This window comes from Streptomyces sp. CA-250714 (assembly GCF_050936705.1).
GTDB lineage: Bacteria > Actinomycetota > Actinomycetes > Streptomycetales > Streptomycetaceae > Streptomyces.
This window is the reverse complement of the sequence record NZ_JBNJMI010000001.1, coordinates 2931911-2945409: the sequence shown is the minus strand read 5'-3', so window position 1 is coordinate 2945409 and position 13499 is coordinate 2931911. Positions and strand designations below refer to the sequence as shown.

Genomic DNA, 13499 nt, shown 5'->3' with positions numbered 1-13499 from the left:
GTGCCTTGCCTTTGCGTACGACGTCGAGCGTGCTCAGGCAAGTGTAACCAGCACTAGTTCAAGCTTGAACAAAGGGTCAGTCCTCCTCGTCCTCCTCGGCTTCCGCCTCTTCCTCTTCCAGCACCGCGTCCAGCCTGGCCCGCGCCCCCTCCAGCCAGGCGCGGCAGATGCCCGCGAGCTCCTCGCCGCGCTCCCACAGCGCCAGCGACTCCTCCAGCGTCGAGCCGCCGGACTCCAGGCGCTGTACGACCTCGACCAGCTCGGCCCGCGCCTGCTCATAGCTGAGCGCGTCCGCCGTCGCCAGCTCCGCCTGGGACGTGCCCGCCGAGGCATCCGTCGCGGCACCCGCCGGGCTGCTCCCGGCCGTCCGGCCTTCCGTTTCCGTCGTCATGCCGCCAGCCTATGCGTGGGGTCCGACAGCGACACCGAACTCTCCCTCCGCCACCCGGGCCCGCAGCAGGTCGCCCTCCGAGACCTCGGCGGCGTCCCGCACGACGGCACCGTCCTCCCGCTGGAGCACCGCGTAGCCCCGCTGCAACGTCGCGGCCGGTGACAGCGCGACGACCCGGGCGTGGGTGTGCGCCAGCGCGTCCTCCGCGCGGGCCAGCCGGTGGTCGAGGCAGCGCCGGGAGCGGTCGAGCAGCCCAGCGATCTCGTCCTCGCGGTCCTCCACCATGACGTGCGGGTCGGCCATCGCCGGCCGGCTCATCACCTCCGCCAGGCCACGCTCCTCACGCTCCAGCAACCCGTTGATGACGCGCCAGGAGCGCTCCCGCAGCGCCCGCACCCGCTGGTGCTCCTCGCCGACGTCCGGAACGGTGTCCTTGGCGGCGTGGGTCGGCGTACGCGAGCGGAGATCGGCAACAAGGTCCAGCAGCGGAGAGTCCGCCTCGTGCCCGATCGCGGACACCACCGGGGTGCGTGCCGCGGCCACAGCGCGCACCAGGCGCTCGTCCGAGAACGGCAGCAGGTCCTCCATTCCGCCCCCGCCCCGCGTCACGATGATCACGTCCACGTCCTCGCGGGCGTCCAGCTCCTGCAGCGCCTCAATGATCTGCGAGACGGCGTAAGCGCCCTGCACCGCCGTGTTGCGCACCTCGAAGCGCACGGCGGGCCAGCGCTCCCGCGCGGTGTGCAGCACATCCCGCTCGGCGTCCGAGGCCCGGCCGGTGATCAGCCCTATCCGCTGCGGCAGGAACGGCAGCGGCTTCTTGCGCTCCGCCGCGAACAGCCCCTCGGCCGCCAGCGCCCTGCGCAGCCGCTCCAGCCGCGCGAGCAGCTCGCCCACGCCCACCGGGCGGATCTCGGCAGCGCGCAGCGAGAGCCGCCCCGTCTTCTCGTACCACTCCGGCTTCGCGTGCACGGTCACCCGCGTGCCCTCGCTGATGACGTCCTTGACCTGCTCGTACACCTGACGGAAGCAGGTGACGCTGAGCGAGACCTCGCGGGAGGGGTCGCGCAGCGTCAGGAAGACCATTCCGGCGCCGGGGCGCGGGGAGAGCTGGATGATCTGCCCCTCGACCCACACGGCGCCCAGCCGGTCGATCCAGCCACGGATCAGCCGGGAGACCTCGCTGACGGGGATCGGGGATTCGGCGGACGTGGTGAGAGCCATGCGAGAAGGCTAGGCCCTGCCACCGACAGCCCCCGCCGCCGCGGGCACCGCTCGGGGAACCGGCAACAGCCCCCGAACCCCCTCGACCGGCCGCTGCCTCGCGCCCTGTCAGCCGGCCGCCGCCTCGCGCCTGTCCCGCCGGCGGAGTACCGCCAGTGCCACCAGCGCGACCACCAGCCACACCAGCCCCACCCAGTGCGCCTCGCGGTTCGCGGTGACGATCACCGCGACGATGATTCCGAGCCCCACCAGCGGTACGACCCAGTCCCACAGCACGCTCATCCGGCGCTGGTCCCCCGCCTCCGCAACGGCTGCCCGCTCGCCCACCTGACGCCTGCCCTCGCGCCGTCCCAGCCCGTGGTAACCCATGACCGACAGGTGCAGCATGCCGAAACCGAACAGGGCGCCGATGTCCACGATGGACACCAGCCGGTCCAGCCCCTCGGCGGCCCGCGCGGCCCACACAGCGGCGCACAGCGTCAGCACCGCACTCAGCAGCAGCGCCCGCCCCGGCACCCCGGTACGCGAGCTGACACTGCCCAGCGCGCGCGGCAGCCGCCGGTCGCGGGCCATGGCGTACAGCAGCCGGGCGGCCGCCGCCTGCCCCGCCAGCGCCGCGAACGCCGCGCCGATCGCCTTGCTCACCGCCACCGTCGTCTGCAGCCAGCCGCCGACCGCCGCCTCGGTCGCCGTGTAGAAGGCGGCGCCCTGTGCGGCCGGGTCCTCGGCCAGCTGCCGGGAGGAATCCTCCGACAGCAGTGCGGCCAGATACGTCTGGACGACGAAGAGCACACCTGTCACCAGCAGGCACCACACCAGTGCCCGCGCCACCATGGCGGCGCTGCTGCCCTTGCCGCCCACCGCCTCCTCGGCGAAGTTCGCGATGGCGTCGAAGCCCAGAAAGGACAGCACCGCGACGGAGACCGCGCTCAGCAGCGCCGTCAGCGAGAAGCCGCGGTCCCCGGTGAGCGGCGAGAGCCAGTCGCGCTGAGGCCCGTCCTGTGCCAGCACGACGAGTGCCGCGACGACGAACACCAGCAGCACCAGGATCTCCATGGCCAGCACCAGAAAACCGACCACTGCTGCACGGCGCACACCCGAGAGATTGAGTGCTGTTGTCACCACCACCGCGAGCGCCGTCCAGACCCACTGGTCCACTTCGGGCACCAGCTGCGCCATGGCGATCCCGGAGAAGAGATAGGCGACAGCAGGGATGAGCAGATAGTCCAGCATCATCATCCAGCCGGCCACGAAGCCCGCCCCGTGCCCGAGGCCCACGCGCGCGTACGCGTACACGGAGCCCGCCTGCGGCACCGTATGGATCATCCGCGCGTAGGAGTAGGCCGTGAACGACATGGCCACTGTCGCGACCACATACACCAGGGGGACCACGCCATGGCTGCGCGCGTCCAGTGCGCCGTAGATGCCCACTGGTGCCATCGGCGCGATGAACAGCAGCCCGTAGACGATCAGATCGCGCAGAGTGAGACTGCGCCGCAGGGCACCGCCCGGCCGGTCCCCCAGGATTTCGGCTGTGTGCGAGCGAGCTCCAGGCATGAGGCCAGCTTGCCGCAGAAGACCCCCGCCGGCAGCGGGGCACGCGCCCGGACGTACGCCCCGAGTGCCCCCGCACTCCCGGCGCCTCTAGGGGGATGCCACCCGGCGGCCCCAGGACGATACGAGCACGGCCCTTACGATGGAGCCATGACTGGTTCGCCCGACCGCAGGCCCGCCGACGCACCGGAAGCCACCGCACCGCAATCCACCGCTCCGGGCCGCCGCCGCGTCCTGCTCGCCGCCCCCCGGGGCTACTGCGCGGGCGTGGATCGCGCGGTGATCGCCGTGGAGAAGGCGCTGGAGCAGTACGGCGCTCCGATCTACGTACGGCACGAGATCGTGCACAACAAGTACGTCGTCCAGACCCTGGAGAAAAAGGGAGCCATCTTCGTCGAGGAGACGGACGAGGTGCCCGAGGGCGAGATCGTCATCTTCTCCGCGCACGGCGTCGCGCCCACCGTCCACAAGGAGGCCGAGCGCGGCAAGCTGGCCACCATCGACGCCACCTGCCCCCTGGTCACCAAGGTGCACAAGGAGGCCGTGCGGTACGCCAAGGAGGACTACGACATCCTCCTGATCGGCCACGACGGCCACGAGGAGGTCATCGGCACCAGCGGCGAGGCGCCCGACCACATCACGCTGGTCGACGGCCCCGAGGACGTGGAGAACGTCGAGGTCCGCGACCCCGAGAAGGTGGTGTGGCTCTCCCAGACCACCCTGTCGGTGGACGAGACCATGGAAACGGTCGACGCGCTCAAGAGCCGCTACCCGAACCTCCTCTCGCCGCCCAGCGACGACATCTGCTACGCCACCCAGAACCGCCAGACCGCCATCAAGCAGGTCGCCGCCGAGGCCGACCTGGTGCTGGTGGTCGGCTCCAAGAACTCCTCCAACTCCGTACGCCTGGTCGAGACAGCACTGACACACGGCGCCAAGGACGGCCACCTGGTCGACAACGCGGACGAGATCGACGAGGCGTGGCTGGAAGGCGTCGAGACGATCGGTCTCTCCTCCGGCGCCTCCGTGCCGGAGGTCCTGGTCGACGGCGTCCTGGAGTGGCTGGCGCAGCGCGGCTGGGACGAGGTCGAGATCGTCAAGCCGGTCGACGAGCACATGCAGTTCTCACTGCCGAAGGAGCTTCGCCGCGACCTGCGCGCGGAGGCAGCGGAGCGACTGCGGGCCTGACGGAGTATGCGGGGCCACGGCTGTCGGACCGTCGGGGTGTCCCGTGTCCCCTCACCTGGGGGCCGGGCCCGACGGTCCAGGTCGTCGGGTTCCGTGTACGTCAGCCGCTCTCGGCGCGCCGTCGCGAGCGGCGCTCCTGCAGGCTGAGCGCTGCCTTGCGGATCAGCCCGATCAGTGCGGCGGCCAGCGTTCCCGCGTATAGCCACCCCGCGTGCAGCGCCAAGCCGGTGAAGACGTTCTGGAGTACACCGGTGAAACCGTCACCGGTGCCCCCGGCGAAGAACAGCCCGATCGTGTACGCGAGCGGTGCGGCGATCGGCGCGGCGAACAGCTCCGTCGGCCGCACCCACACCGCGGCGGCCATGGCGACGAGCACGAACCCGATGCCGTAGAACGCGGGCGCCCCGCCGGGCAGAAGCGACACCAGGCCGCCGAGCAGCACCATCAGCAGTGAGGCGAACACCCCGACGCCCAGGCCCGTCAGCCGGGGCGTCGGCAACCTGTCGCGTGCTCCGCGGCGCCGGCCGTCGGCCGTACGGGGCGCGGCTCCCTGCGCGCCCCGCGCCTGCCGGGCCGTTCCGCGCCGGGACGCCCGCTGCCGGCCGGGAGCCTGCGGGGCGGCTCCCCGCGCGGGAGCGGCGCCCGGGGCGGCGGGCCTCGCCTGAGCGGTGGCCTGCGCCTGGCCCGAGGCTCTGGATGCGGCGGCGGCCGGGGGCGCGGGCGCGGCCGGATGCGGGAGCCGCGGACTGCGCCGGGCGGCGTCCCCACCGCCGTCGGCGCCCTCGCCCGGGGGAGGGGCCCCGTACCGCTCGTACGGGTCGTGCTGGGTCGTGCGCGCGCTGCGTTGCTCCACCGGGCCACGGTAGGTGGTACAGGCCCGCAGTTGCCGTCATGAACACGCGGAATCCGCCAATGGCACCGGTCCGGCGCTGTCGGCCGTACCCGGTCCGGCGGTGTCGGGATGCCCCGTCCGCCGGTGTCGGCCGTGCCCGGTCCGGCGGGGTCCGTCGTGCCCGGTCCGGCCCTGTCGGCCGCGCACCGTTCCCCGAAGCCCCGGGGAGTGCGACCCCGGGCGCCCGTAGACTGGGTGGTCGGCCTCCGGGCCGCCTGTCCGCGAAAAGACCCCACTACGGAGAACCCCCGCCAGGGGCAACGGGAAGTAGTCGCAACGTGTCGCTCACGATCGGAATCGTCGGCCTGCCGAACGTCGGCAAGTCGACCCTTTTCAACGCCCTGACCAAGAACGAGGTGCTGGCGGCCAACTACCCGTTCGCCACCATCGAGCCGAACGTCGGCGTCGTGGGCGTCCCCGATCCCCGCCTCGGAAAGCTGGCCGAGATCTTCAACTCCCAGCGCGTCCTCCCGGCCACCGTCGACTTCGTCGACATCGCCGGCATCGTGCGGGGCGCGAGCGAGGGCGAGGGCCTGGGCAACAAGTTCCTGGCGAACATCCGTGAGTCCGACGCCATCTGCCAGGTCATCCGCGCGTTCAAGGACGACAACGTCGTGCACGTCGACGGAAAGATCTCGCCCAAGGACGACATCGAGACGATCAACACCGAGCTGATACTGGCCGACCTGCAGACGATCGAGAAGGTCCTGCCCCGGCTGGAGAAGGAAGCGCGGGTCAAGAAGGACAAGCAGCCGCAGGTCAAGGCCGTACAGGAGGCGAAGGACATCCTGGAGGAGGGCCGCACCCTCTTCTCCGCGGGCATCGCCCAGGGCACCGAGCGCGCCGAGCCGCTGCACGAGCTGCACCTTCTCACCACGAAGCCGTTCATCTACGTCTTCAACGTGGACGAGGACGAGCTGATGGACGACTCCTTCCAGGACGAACAGCGCGCGCTGGTCGCCCCCGCCGACGCCGTCTTCCTCAACGCCAAGCTGGAGGCCGACCTCGCCGAGCTGGACGAGGACGAGGCCCTCGAACTCCTCCAGACCGTCGGCCAGGAAGAGCCCGGCCTCGCCACCCTCGCCCGCGTCGGCTTCCACACCCTCGGCCTCCAGACCTACCTCACGGCAGGCCCCAAGGAAGCCCGCGCCTGGACCATCAAAAAGGGCGCCACCGCTCCCGAAGCCGCCGGCGTCATCCACACCGACTTCCAGAAGGGCTTCATCAAAGCCGAGGTCATCTCCTACGAGGACCTCCTCGAAACCGGCTCCGTCCCCGAAGCCCGCGCCGCCGGCAAAGCCCGCATGGAAGGCAAGGACTACGTCATGCGGGACGGTGACGTGGTGGAGTTTCGGTTCAATGTGTGACGCCTGCCGTCGCAGCTGATCGCTGACCTGCATGCGCGCAGGTCTTGCGGGGTCGGCCCGATTTCGAGTCGGCCCCACAAAGACATTCGTGAGGGTGGTTGGGCGCCGCGTTTACTGATCAGCTGCTGGTGAGGATGCGGTGGGCGGCTTTGAGTTGGACTTGTTTGGTTTTCTTCAGGGCTTGGAAATCCTTGGGGTGTTTGCGGATTGCGTTGGTTTGGATGTGCTTTTCGGTTGCCATCCAGATGGTCGCTAGGTTGGTCTTCTTCTTGCAGCGTACGTCTGCCTTGGCGGTGCGGATCTCGTTGTGGGAAGGTTTGGCCGTCTCCCAACGTTTGTCGGTGACGGCGGCGAGGGGGTCTTTGTAGCGGAAGCCTGCATTCTTCATGCAGGTGCTCCAGGAGCGGAAGGCGCGCTTGACCTTCGGGTCACGCTGGGATGCGTCGAAGGTTTGCTTGATGCGCGTGTTGAAGAGGGGGATATTGATCTTGGGTGCCCCCTTCATCACTTGATTCCGGGCCTTTTTCAGGCAGCCGCCGGGGCCGCTCTTGGACTTGTCGCCGTATGCGGCACGCTGCTCCTTGGGGGAGAGCTGTTTTTCGCGGGCATCGGCTTTCTCGCTGCGCCGGGTCACGGACGGGCGGTTCTCGGGGTCGTGAAAGCCGAAGATGCGGGCAGCGTCCGGCTCGACAACGCCGTAGCGGCGGCGGTTGGTCGGCTCGATATCGCGTTCCGGGGGGAGCGGGACCGCTTTCCATTTCATGCCCCGGTGACGCATGCACTCGCCCACCAGGGAGTCCTCGGCGGTATCGATCCTCATGCCCTCGGCCGGGGAGATGTTGTACGCGTCGAACGGCACGGTGATCTTCCGCGCTTCCTCGCCCGGGAGGGGAACGGGACCGGAATACTTCGGGCCGCCCTCCCGCTGGCGCTGCGGCGGGGAATCCGACGATGACGCCGAACAGCCCACAGTCGTGGCGACAAGCAGCAGGGCCACACCCCACAGGCGAACAGACACGCTGTTACTCCTCGACTTCTTTGAAATCGTGCAAGGTGTGTGGCGCCAGTTGTGCGGGCGCCACACACCGCCTTACTGCACTACGGGGTTACTACTTGATGGAGTTCGTCTTGTTGTCCCACCCGTTGTTGGTGAAGTCCGCGTCGTGACTATCGGGTCTCGCGCGGTAGCCGTGCGAGCCGGCGCAGTTGTCCCTGTCGTACATGTACACACTTCGGTTCGATCTATTGATCATCGAGCTGGCCCAGTTGGGGCTGCCGGTCCTCTTGCAGCGGCCGTCGGGAACTCTGCTCCACTCGCGGACGGTGCCGGACGCGCCCTCGTTGAAGTCGTCGTGCTCGTACAGGCAGAAATAGTCGCGGAGCGTGCAGTGCTGGCCGGGCGACGCCTGCGCGGTGGAGCTGAAGCCGATCACGCTGGAAACGGCCAGCGACAGCGTGCCCACGCCAATGGCAAGAGTGCGTTTCATGAGAAAACCTTTCAGATCGATGCCTTGAAGGAACTAGCCTTGTTGTCGAACCCGTTGTTCGTCAGGTCCTTGTCCTTGCTCTTGGGAGCCGCGTAGTAGCCCGAAGCGCCGGAACAGTTGGCCTTGTCGTACAGCCGCACCCAGTAATTCGAGCCGCTGGTCATCGAGCTGGCCTTGTTGTTCATGTAGCTGGGCACGTTCTGGCAGAGGTCGTCGGCGAAGGAGCTCCTGACCTTCCCCTTGTAGTTGTCGTGCTCGAAGAGACACAACGACACATCCGAGGCGCACTTCTGGCCTGTCGCGTCGGCCTGCGCGGGCGAGCTGAAACCGATCAGACTCGTTGCCGCCAGCGACAGCGCGCCGACGGCGAGGGTGATGGTGCGCTTCACGCGCTTTTCCTCTCTTCTTCGGCAGCGGTTAGTACCTGGCCGAGGTGGCCTTGTTGTCGAACCCGTTGTTGGTGAAGTCCTTGTCCTCGCTCTTGGGCTTGGCGGCGTACCCGGACGAGCCCGCGCAGTTGGCCTTGTCGTACAGCCGGATCCGGTCGTTCGAGGCGTTGATCATCGAACTCCCCTTGTTGTTCATGATGCGGCCGACGTTGTCGCAGCCTTCGTCCTGGGGATTCTGCATGTAGTCCCCGTCGAAGCGGTCGTGCTCGTACAGGCAGAACGCAGCGCTGAATTTGCACTGGGGTACGTCGATCCGAGCGTCGGCCTGCGCCCCCGGGGTAACCGCCACAAGGCTCGCCGCGCTCAGCGAGAGGGCGCCCAGGGTGAGGGCGATAGTGCGTTTCAAGAGGAACCTTCCTTCATGAACGGTGCGCGGCACCGGCACCGGTAATGCGGGCACCAGCACACAGGGCAATTGACGGCATGCCAGTTGAGAGGGCGCCCTGGAAACCGCGCAGGGCAGCTCCGCGGCAGGAAATGGAATCTGCATTCCGCAGTGGTCGCATACTCTGCGGACGGGTCGGTATGGCCGGGTCCAGGCCAATCAGGATCAATGCGCTCAGCGACGGCGCGCTAACAGCGAGACAACTGCGCGCGCCACAAGTTCCCCTCTTCTGCACGCCAGAAATCGCTGAAAGTATAGCCGCGTAATCGCACCCGTCCAGCCCTCATTTCTCCGTAACTCGCCGGTAGCGAGGGCCAGTTGGTGCCGTCTCTTGGGTTGGGACGCCAGTGTGCGGCCGTGAACTGGGTGGCGCGCAGCCGCGGGTGCCGTCGGGCCGAGAGGGCGGGGCCCGTCGCGGTTGGTTCCGGCGCTGTTTCAGAGCTACTGCTCCCGCGACAGGTTGTGGCCGGCGCCGCGAGGCGAGTCGACCGCGGGCAAAAGCGCCGGTGCTGTGCCGAGGGCTTCCGTTACGGCGACGCCCGTCCGGTGCGCGGGGCGGGTGCGCGGCGGGCAGGGAGGGCCTCAAGCGTCGGTGACCGGCCGACAGGGCCGCCGTACATCACCGCGAAGAGCGTGAGTGGCCCCTACTCTCTGACCGGGGCGTGTCGGATCGGGGCGACGGGGCGACGCCAGGGCGGCGTGCCCGGGGTACGTCACATGGGTGCTCGTGCCTCCCATGTCAGATAGATGAACGAGGGTCACCATGCAAGCACCGGAACAAGTGCCCTCGGCCGGATACGCCGAGGTTCGAATCGTCGCGGCGTCCCCGGAGACGGCACGTCAGGTGGCGGAGGTGCTCCGGCGCTGCTTCAGGGCCACGGAACAGCGCAGCTATCCCATCGGGCACGACGGCGGCACCCGTCTGGACCTCACCGTGGACACCACCCATGCTGCCGAGCCCGCCCGTTCCTGGCTGTCGACCAGTGGGTCGTCGGACGACGGTCAGTCGGACGAGTGAGGTGTGGCGTTCCATCCGCTGGTCCACCGCTCGCCGGCTCCGGCTCGGGGAGCGTCTTACAGGCCGGACCGTATGACAGTCCGGACCGTCTTACAGTCCGCGCGCGAAGAGCAGCTCGTAGGGCATGCGGTCGTTCTCCGTCGACACAGGCGCGAAGTCGGGTGACGTACGCGCGGCGGTGGCCCGCAGTCGGGTCACCGCCTGCTCGGCGGGCAGCGGTTCGAGGTCCAGGGCCTTCAGCAGGCGGTCCCGTAGCTCGTCGAAGTCGGGATGGTCGTCGCGCATGTCTTCCTCGAGTTCGTGCCAAGGGAAGCCCGCGCCAAGATCCCGCCAGTACGGGCAGTGCGCTATCAGCCGGATGGCCTCGACGAGATCGTCGGCCATGAGGGTGGCCTGTCCCTCGGAGTCCGCGTACAGCACAGGGCGCTGCTGCACTCCCGGCTCGCCGCACAGGAAGTAGGTGCCTCCCGCGCCGCATCCGGCTATCGGGTACAGCGGCATACCGTTCGGGAGCCGGAGCTCCTCGACGGGGTCGCGGCGCTCGATGTCGAAGTCGCCGGGCCACACCAACAGCTCCGCGAGAGCAGGGTCGTTCTCGATCCGGTGCAGGAGATCGTCCGATGCGGTCATGTCCGGAACGTAGCAGGGGCCACCGACAGCCGGACCCGCCCTCTGCGGCTGGGTGTGTGCGGATGAGCCCCGTACAGCGGCTCCGTCACCGTGGTGAACGGCGGGTCGATTACGGGTGTTCTGGTGCCGGAGTGTCGCCGAAGGTCCAGGGAGCCAGGACGAGGAGCCAGCCGTCGGGGTCCTCGAAGAGGGTTGCTCCGTGGTCGGGCCAGTAGGGGTTGGCCGCGGGGACGGGGTGGTGGCCGCGGGAGCGCAGATGGGTCACCGCGTGGTCGTGGGCGGTCTGGTCCGTCAGATAGAGGACCAGTTGGTTCTCGGGGTGCGGGGCGGGGATGCGGGGTGGGTCGCCGTGCTGGGTGAGCTCCATGTGGACGGGTGTGCCGGGCAGGCCCAGGACGATTCCGTCGTAGCCCGCGTGATCGCGCCACTCGGCGAGGACGGGCAGGCCGAGATCGTCCCGGTAGAAGGCGCATACGGCATCGAAGCGGGCCGTCGGCCGTGCGAAGCGGACCGCGCCCACGGACAGGTGCTCCGGCCAGCTGTGGGGATGGGTGCTGCTGCTCATGGGGGCACCGTTGCACAGGGGAATGTGCCTGGGCCTCGGGCGCGGGACGGAAGTGATCTCGGGCCTTGGGGGTAGGGCGCCGCAGGGCCGATGCGAGCCGACCGCCCAAGAACCGCCAGGACCGCCAAGAACCGCCAGGACCACCGGAACCGCCGGAACCGTCGAAACCGGCACCACCTCCAAAGAAGTGTTTGACGGTCGGCTCCGCGTACCGCACACTCCCTTACGTGACCTCTTCCACCTCTCCCAACTCCCCTCGCCCCGAGCGTCCGGATCGCGCCGCGCTCCGCGGCATACTGCGCCGGCGCGGCTTCCGTGAGCTCGCGCTCGGCAGGGCACTCACCTTCTTCGGCAACTCCATGGCGCCCGTAGTCCTCGCCTTCGCCGTCCTCGACATGGGTGGCTCCGCGGTGGACGTGGGGCTCGTGGTCGGAGCCCGGTCGGTCAGTAACGTGGTGCTGCTGCTGTTCGGCGGATTGCTGGCGGACCGGATGCCGCGGGCGCTGGTGCTCCAGGGCGCTGCCCTCTCCGCCGCGCTGGTGCAGAGCGGGGTCGGGCTCGCGGTGCTGCTGGACCGGGCGCCGCTCAGCGTGCTGCTGGTGCTCAGCGTGGTGCAGGGTGCCGCGGCGGCCGTCTCCATACCGGCCTCCGCCGCGCTGGTTCCGCTCACCGTGCCGCCCGGCGAGTTGCGGCCCGCCAACGCGCTGTCCCGGATGGGGGTCAACACCGGGATGATCGCGGGCACTTCGCTGGGCGGGCTGCTGGCCGCCGTCGCGGGGCCGGGGTGGGGGATGGTGCTCAACGGAGTGGCGTTCCTGGGAGCCGCGTTCGCCTATCGGCTTGCCGGGCGTGAACTCGTACGCCGCGATCCCGCACGCCGCGATGCCGGCGCGCGGTCGGCTGCGCCCGCCGAACCGGTGCGCCCCTGGCGGGAACTGCGCGAGGGCTGGACGGAGTTCGTGTCCCGTACCTGGGTGTGGGTGGTGGTTCTCCAGTTCTTCGTGGTGAACGCCGTATCGGCAGGCGGCATCCAGGTGCTGGGGCCGACGGTCGCCGATGCGACATTCGGCCGTACCGCCTGGGGATTCGTCCTGGCCACCCAGATGGCCGGGGCGCTGATCGGCGGACTGCTGGTGGCACGCTCCCGTTCGCGGCACGCGCTGCGGATCGGCGTCGCAGTGGTGGCGCTGGACGCGCTGCCGCTGTTCGCCCTCGCACAGTCGGCCGATGTGCTGCTCCTGATGGCGGCGATGTTCGTGAACGGTATGGCCATCGAACAGTTCAGCGTGGCATGGGACCTCTCGCTCCAGGAGAACGTGCCGCAGGACAAGTTGGCCCGCGTCTACTCCTACGACGCCCTCGGCTCCACCCTCGCGCTGCCGCTGGGCGAGATGGCGGCCGGGCCACTGGCGGAACGCTTCGGGGTACGTCCGACGCTGCTGTGTGGAGTCGCGCTCGTCGCGCTGGTGACGGTGGGTTCACTGTGCAGCAGTCAGGTGCGGGGGCTGACGACGGGCGAGCCGGTGCCGGACCGGAGCGCTCCGCAAGGTGCGGAGGCGTGAGGCAGACTGGCCGGGTGCCCGAACCCCGCTCCTCCGACTCGTCCCGCCCCGCCGGGGCCTCGTCAGGCCCCTCCCGTTCCTCGTCAGACTCCTCCGGGTCCTCGTCAGGCCCCTCCGGCCCAGACGTCTCCGGTTCCGATGCTCCGCACGCGGGCGATCCTCGTCCCGGGGCCGACGAGGCCTCTGTCGCGGATCTGCGGGTGCTGGCTCATCCGCTGCGGCTGCGGCTGCTGTCGTTGCTGACCGGGCAGGCGTACAGCGCCGCAGAGGCCGCGCGGGTCCTCGACCAGTCACAGGCCAACGTCAGCTACCACCTGCGCAGACTGCACTCGGCAGGACTCGTCGAAGCGGCCGGCGAAGTCCCCGTACGGGGTGGGACGGCCAAGCGGTACCGCCACGACCCCGACAGCGGCGAACTGCTGGGGCGAGGCGTCCCACAAGGCGTCGACTCGTATCTCGCTCTGGCGGGTGCGCTCGGCGAGGAACTGCGGCGGCGTACGGCGCAGCGGGACACCGGGGTACGGGGCGAGATGACGGACGCCGAGGTGTGGCTGGAGCCCGAGGTGTGGCAGCGGGTGCGTGAGCGTGCCAAGGAGTTGGGCGAGGACCTGCACCGGCACGCCCTCCCGCCCGGTACGGAGGGCGCTGTGCGGGTCAGCGCGACCATGGTGCTGTTCGCGATGAGGGCAGGCGAGGGCTGAGCCGTCCGGGCCGCCCCGGCCCCCCGCACACCGTGACGGCACCTGGCCGGTCGGGCGGCACGGGGAGCCGATGTCAGTGGCGGGCT

General features: G+C 69.5%; 15 protein-coding genes. 5 read left to right on the top strand and 10 right to left on the bottom strand.

Features of this window, described 5'->3' with window-relative positions; genetic code table 11:
• Positions 1-76 precede the first annotated feature (76 nt).
• The 3 genes from ACQEU8_RS12985 to ACQEU8_RS12975 form a co-directional block, all read right to left on the bottom strand.
• Positions 77-391 (bottom strand): exodeoxyribonuclease VII small subunit, encoded by a 315-nt coding sequence (locus tag ACQEU8_RS12985; protein WP_433100056.1) that lies wholly within the window; start codon positions 389-391, stop codon positions 77-79.
• A gap of 9 nt (positions 392-400) precedes the next feature.
• Positions 401-1615: an exodeoxyribonuclease VII large subunit gene (gene xseA, locus ACQEU8_RS12980; RefSeq protein WP_433100054.1), complete on the bottom strand. Its 1215-nt coding sequence runs from the start codon at positions 1613-1615 to the stop codon at positions 401-403.
• 108 nt (positions 1616-1723) lie between these two features.
• Positions 1724-3172, bottom strand: a complete 1449-nt coding sequence (locus ACQEU8_RS12975; protein ID WP_433100052.1) for an APC family permease — start codon at positions 3170-3172, stop codon at positions 1724-1726.
• Between the two features lie 147 nt (positions 3173-3319).
• Here ACQEU8_RS12975 and ACQEU8_RS12970 point away from each other — a divergent pair, with 147 nt between their 5' ends.
• Positions 3320-4357, top strand: a complete 1038-nt coding sequence (locus ACQEU8_RS12970) for a 4-hydroxy-3-methylbut-2-enyl diphosphate reductase (RefSeq protein ID WP_433100050.1) — start codon at positions 3320-3322, stop codon at positions 4355-4357.
• 100 nt (positions 4358-4457) lie between these two features.
• On the opposite strand, the gene ACQEU8_RS12965 is transcribed toward ACQEU8_RS12970, so the two are convergent.
• Complete coding sequence (locus ACQEU8_RS12965; protein WP_433100048.1) at positions 4458-5210, bottom strand: DUF6542 domain-containing protein; 753 nt, start codon at positions 5208-5210, stop codon at positions 4458-4460.
• Between the two features lie 317 nt (positions 5211-5527).
• Here ACQEU8_RS12965 and ychF point away from each other — a divergent pair, with 317 nt between their 5' ends.
• Positions 5528-6616, top strand: coding sequence for a redox-regulated ATPase YchF (gene ychF / locus ACQEU8_RS12960; protein ID WP_433100046.1), 1089 nt, complete (start codon positions 5528-5530; stop codon positions 6614-6616).
• A gap of 118 nt (positions 6617-6734) precedes the next feature.
• Here ychF and ACQEU8_RS12955 read toward each other — a convergent pair whose 3' ends face one another.
• From ACQEU8_RS12955 to ACQEU8_RS12940, 4 genes are all read right to left on the bottom strand, one after another.
• A complete protein-coding gene (locus ACQEU8_RS12955; protein ID WP_433100044.1) occupies positions 6735-7634 on the bottom strand; it encodes a hypothetical protein in 900 nt (299 codons plus the stop codon).
• A gap of 91 nt (positions 7635-7725) precedes the next feature.
• Positions 7726-8103, bottom strand: coding sequence for a peptidase inhibitor family I36 protein (locus tag ACQEU8_RS12950; protein WP_433100042.1), 378 nt, complete (start codon positions 8101-8103; stop codon positions 7726-7728).
• Positions 8104-8114: 11 nt separating this feature from the next.
• The gene (locus ACQEU8_RS12945; RefSeq protein ID WP_433100040.1) at positions 8115-8492 is read right to left on the bottom strand and encodes a peptidase inhibitor family I36 protein; all 378 of its coding nucleotides are present in this window, start codon (positions 8490-8492) and stop codon (positions 8115-8117) included.
• Between the two features lie 28 nt (positions 8493-8520).
• A complete protein-coding gene (locus tag ACQEU8_RS12940) occupies positions 8521-8898 on the bottom strand; it encodes a peptidase inhibitor family I36 protein (RefSeq protein WP_433100038.1) in 378 nt (125 codons plus the stop codon).
• A gap of 802 nt (positions 8899-9700) precedes the next feature.
• On the opposite strand from ACQEU8_RS12940, the gene ACQEU8_RS12935 reads away from it, so the two are divergent.
• Positions 9701-9955 carry a hypothetical protein gene (locus ACQEU8_RS12935; protein WP_433100036.1) on the top strand — a complete coding sequence of 85 codons (255 nt, stop codon included), beginning with the start codon at positions 9701-9703 and terminating at the stop codon, positions 9953-9955.
• A gap of 90 nt (positions 9956-10045) precedes the next feature.
• On the opposite strand, the gene ACQEU8_RS12930 is transcribed toward ACQEU8_RS12935, so the two are convergent.
• Complete coding sequence (locus tag ACQEU8_RS12930) at positions 10046-10585, bottom strand: hypothetical protein (RefSeq protein ID WP_433100034.1); 540 nt, start codon at positions 10583-10585, stop codon at positions 10046-10048.
• Positions 10586-10694: 109 nt separating this feature from the next.
• Positions 10695-11150, bottom strand: a complete 456-nt coding sequence (locus ACQEU8_RS12925; protein ID WP_433100032.1) for a VOC family protein — start codon at positions 11148-11150, stop codon at positions 10695-10697.
• Positions 11151-11377: 227 nt separating this feature from the next.
• Between ACQEU8_RS12925 and ACQEU8_RS12920 the strand changes: the two genes are divergently transcribed.
• Both ACQEU8_RS12920 and ACQEU8_RS12915 read left to right on the top strand, forming a co-directional pair.
• Positions 11378-12712, top strand: coding sequence for an MFS transporter (locus ACQEU8_RS12920; protein WP_433100030.1), 1335 nt, complete (start codon positions 11378-11380; stop codon positions 12710-12712).
• The gene (locus ACQEU8_RS12915) at positions 12709-13413 is read left to right on the top strand and encodes a helix-turn-helix domain-containing protein (protein ID WP_433100028.1); all 705 of its coding nucleotides are present in this window, start codon (positions 12709-12711) and stop codon (positions 13411-13413) included. Before ACQEU8_RS12920 ends, ACQEU8_RS12915 begins: the two co-directional genes overlap by 4 nt.
• The last annotated feature ends 86 nt before the right edge of the window (positions 13414-13499 follow it).

Excerpts from the sequence above, each read along its gene's own strand:
- ACQEU8_RS12935 (WP_433100036.1), top strand. The coding sequence starts at position 9,701 with ATGCAAGCACCGGAACAAGTGCCCTCGGCCGGATACGCCGAGGTTCGA.
- ACQEU8_RS12930 (WP_433100034.1), bottom strand. The coding sequence starts at position 10,585 with ATGACCGCATCGGACGATCTCCTGCACCGGATCGAGAACGACCCTGCT.
- ACQEU8_RS12950 (WP_433100042.1), bottom strand. The coding sequence starts at position 8,103 with ATGAAACGCACTCTTGCCATTGGCGTGGGCACGCTGTCGCTGGCCGTT.
- ACQEU8_RS12985 (WP_433100056.1), bottom strand. The coding sequence starts at position 391 with ATGACGACGGAAACGGAAGGCCGGACGGCCGGGAGCAGCCCGGCGGGT.
- ACQEU8_RS12970 (WP_433100050.1), top strand. The coding sequence starts at position 3,320 with ATGACTGGTTCGCCCGACCGCAGGCCCGCCGACGCACCGGAAGCCACC.
- xseA (WP_433100054.1), bottom strand. The coding sequence starts at position 1,615 with ATGGCTCTCACCACGTCCGCCGAATCCCCGATCCCCGTCAGCGAGGTC.
- ACQEU8_RS12975 (WP_433100052.1), bottom strand. The coding sequence starts at position 3,172 with ATGCCTGGAGCTCGCTCGCACACAGCCGAAATCCTGGGGGACCGGCCG.
- ACQEU8_RS12925 (WP_433100032.1), bottom strand. The coding sequence starts at position 11,150 with ATGAGCAGCAGCACCCATCCCCACAGCTGGCCGGAGCACCTGTCCGTG.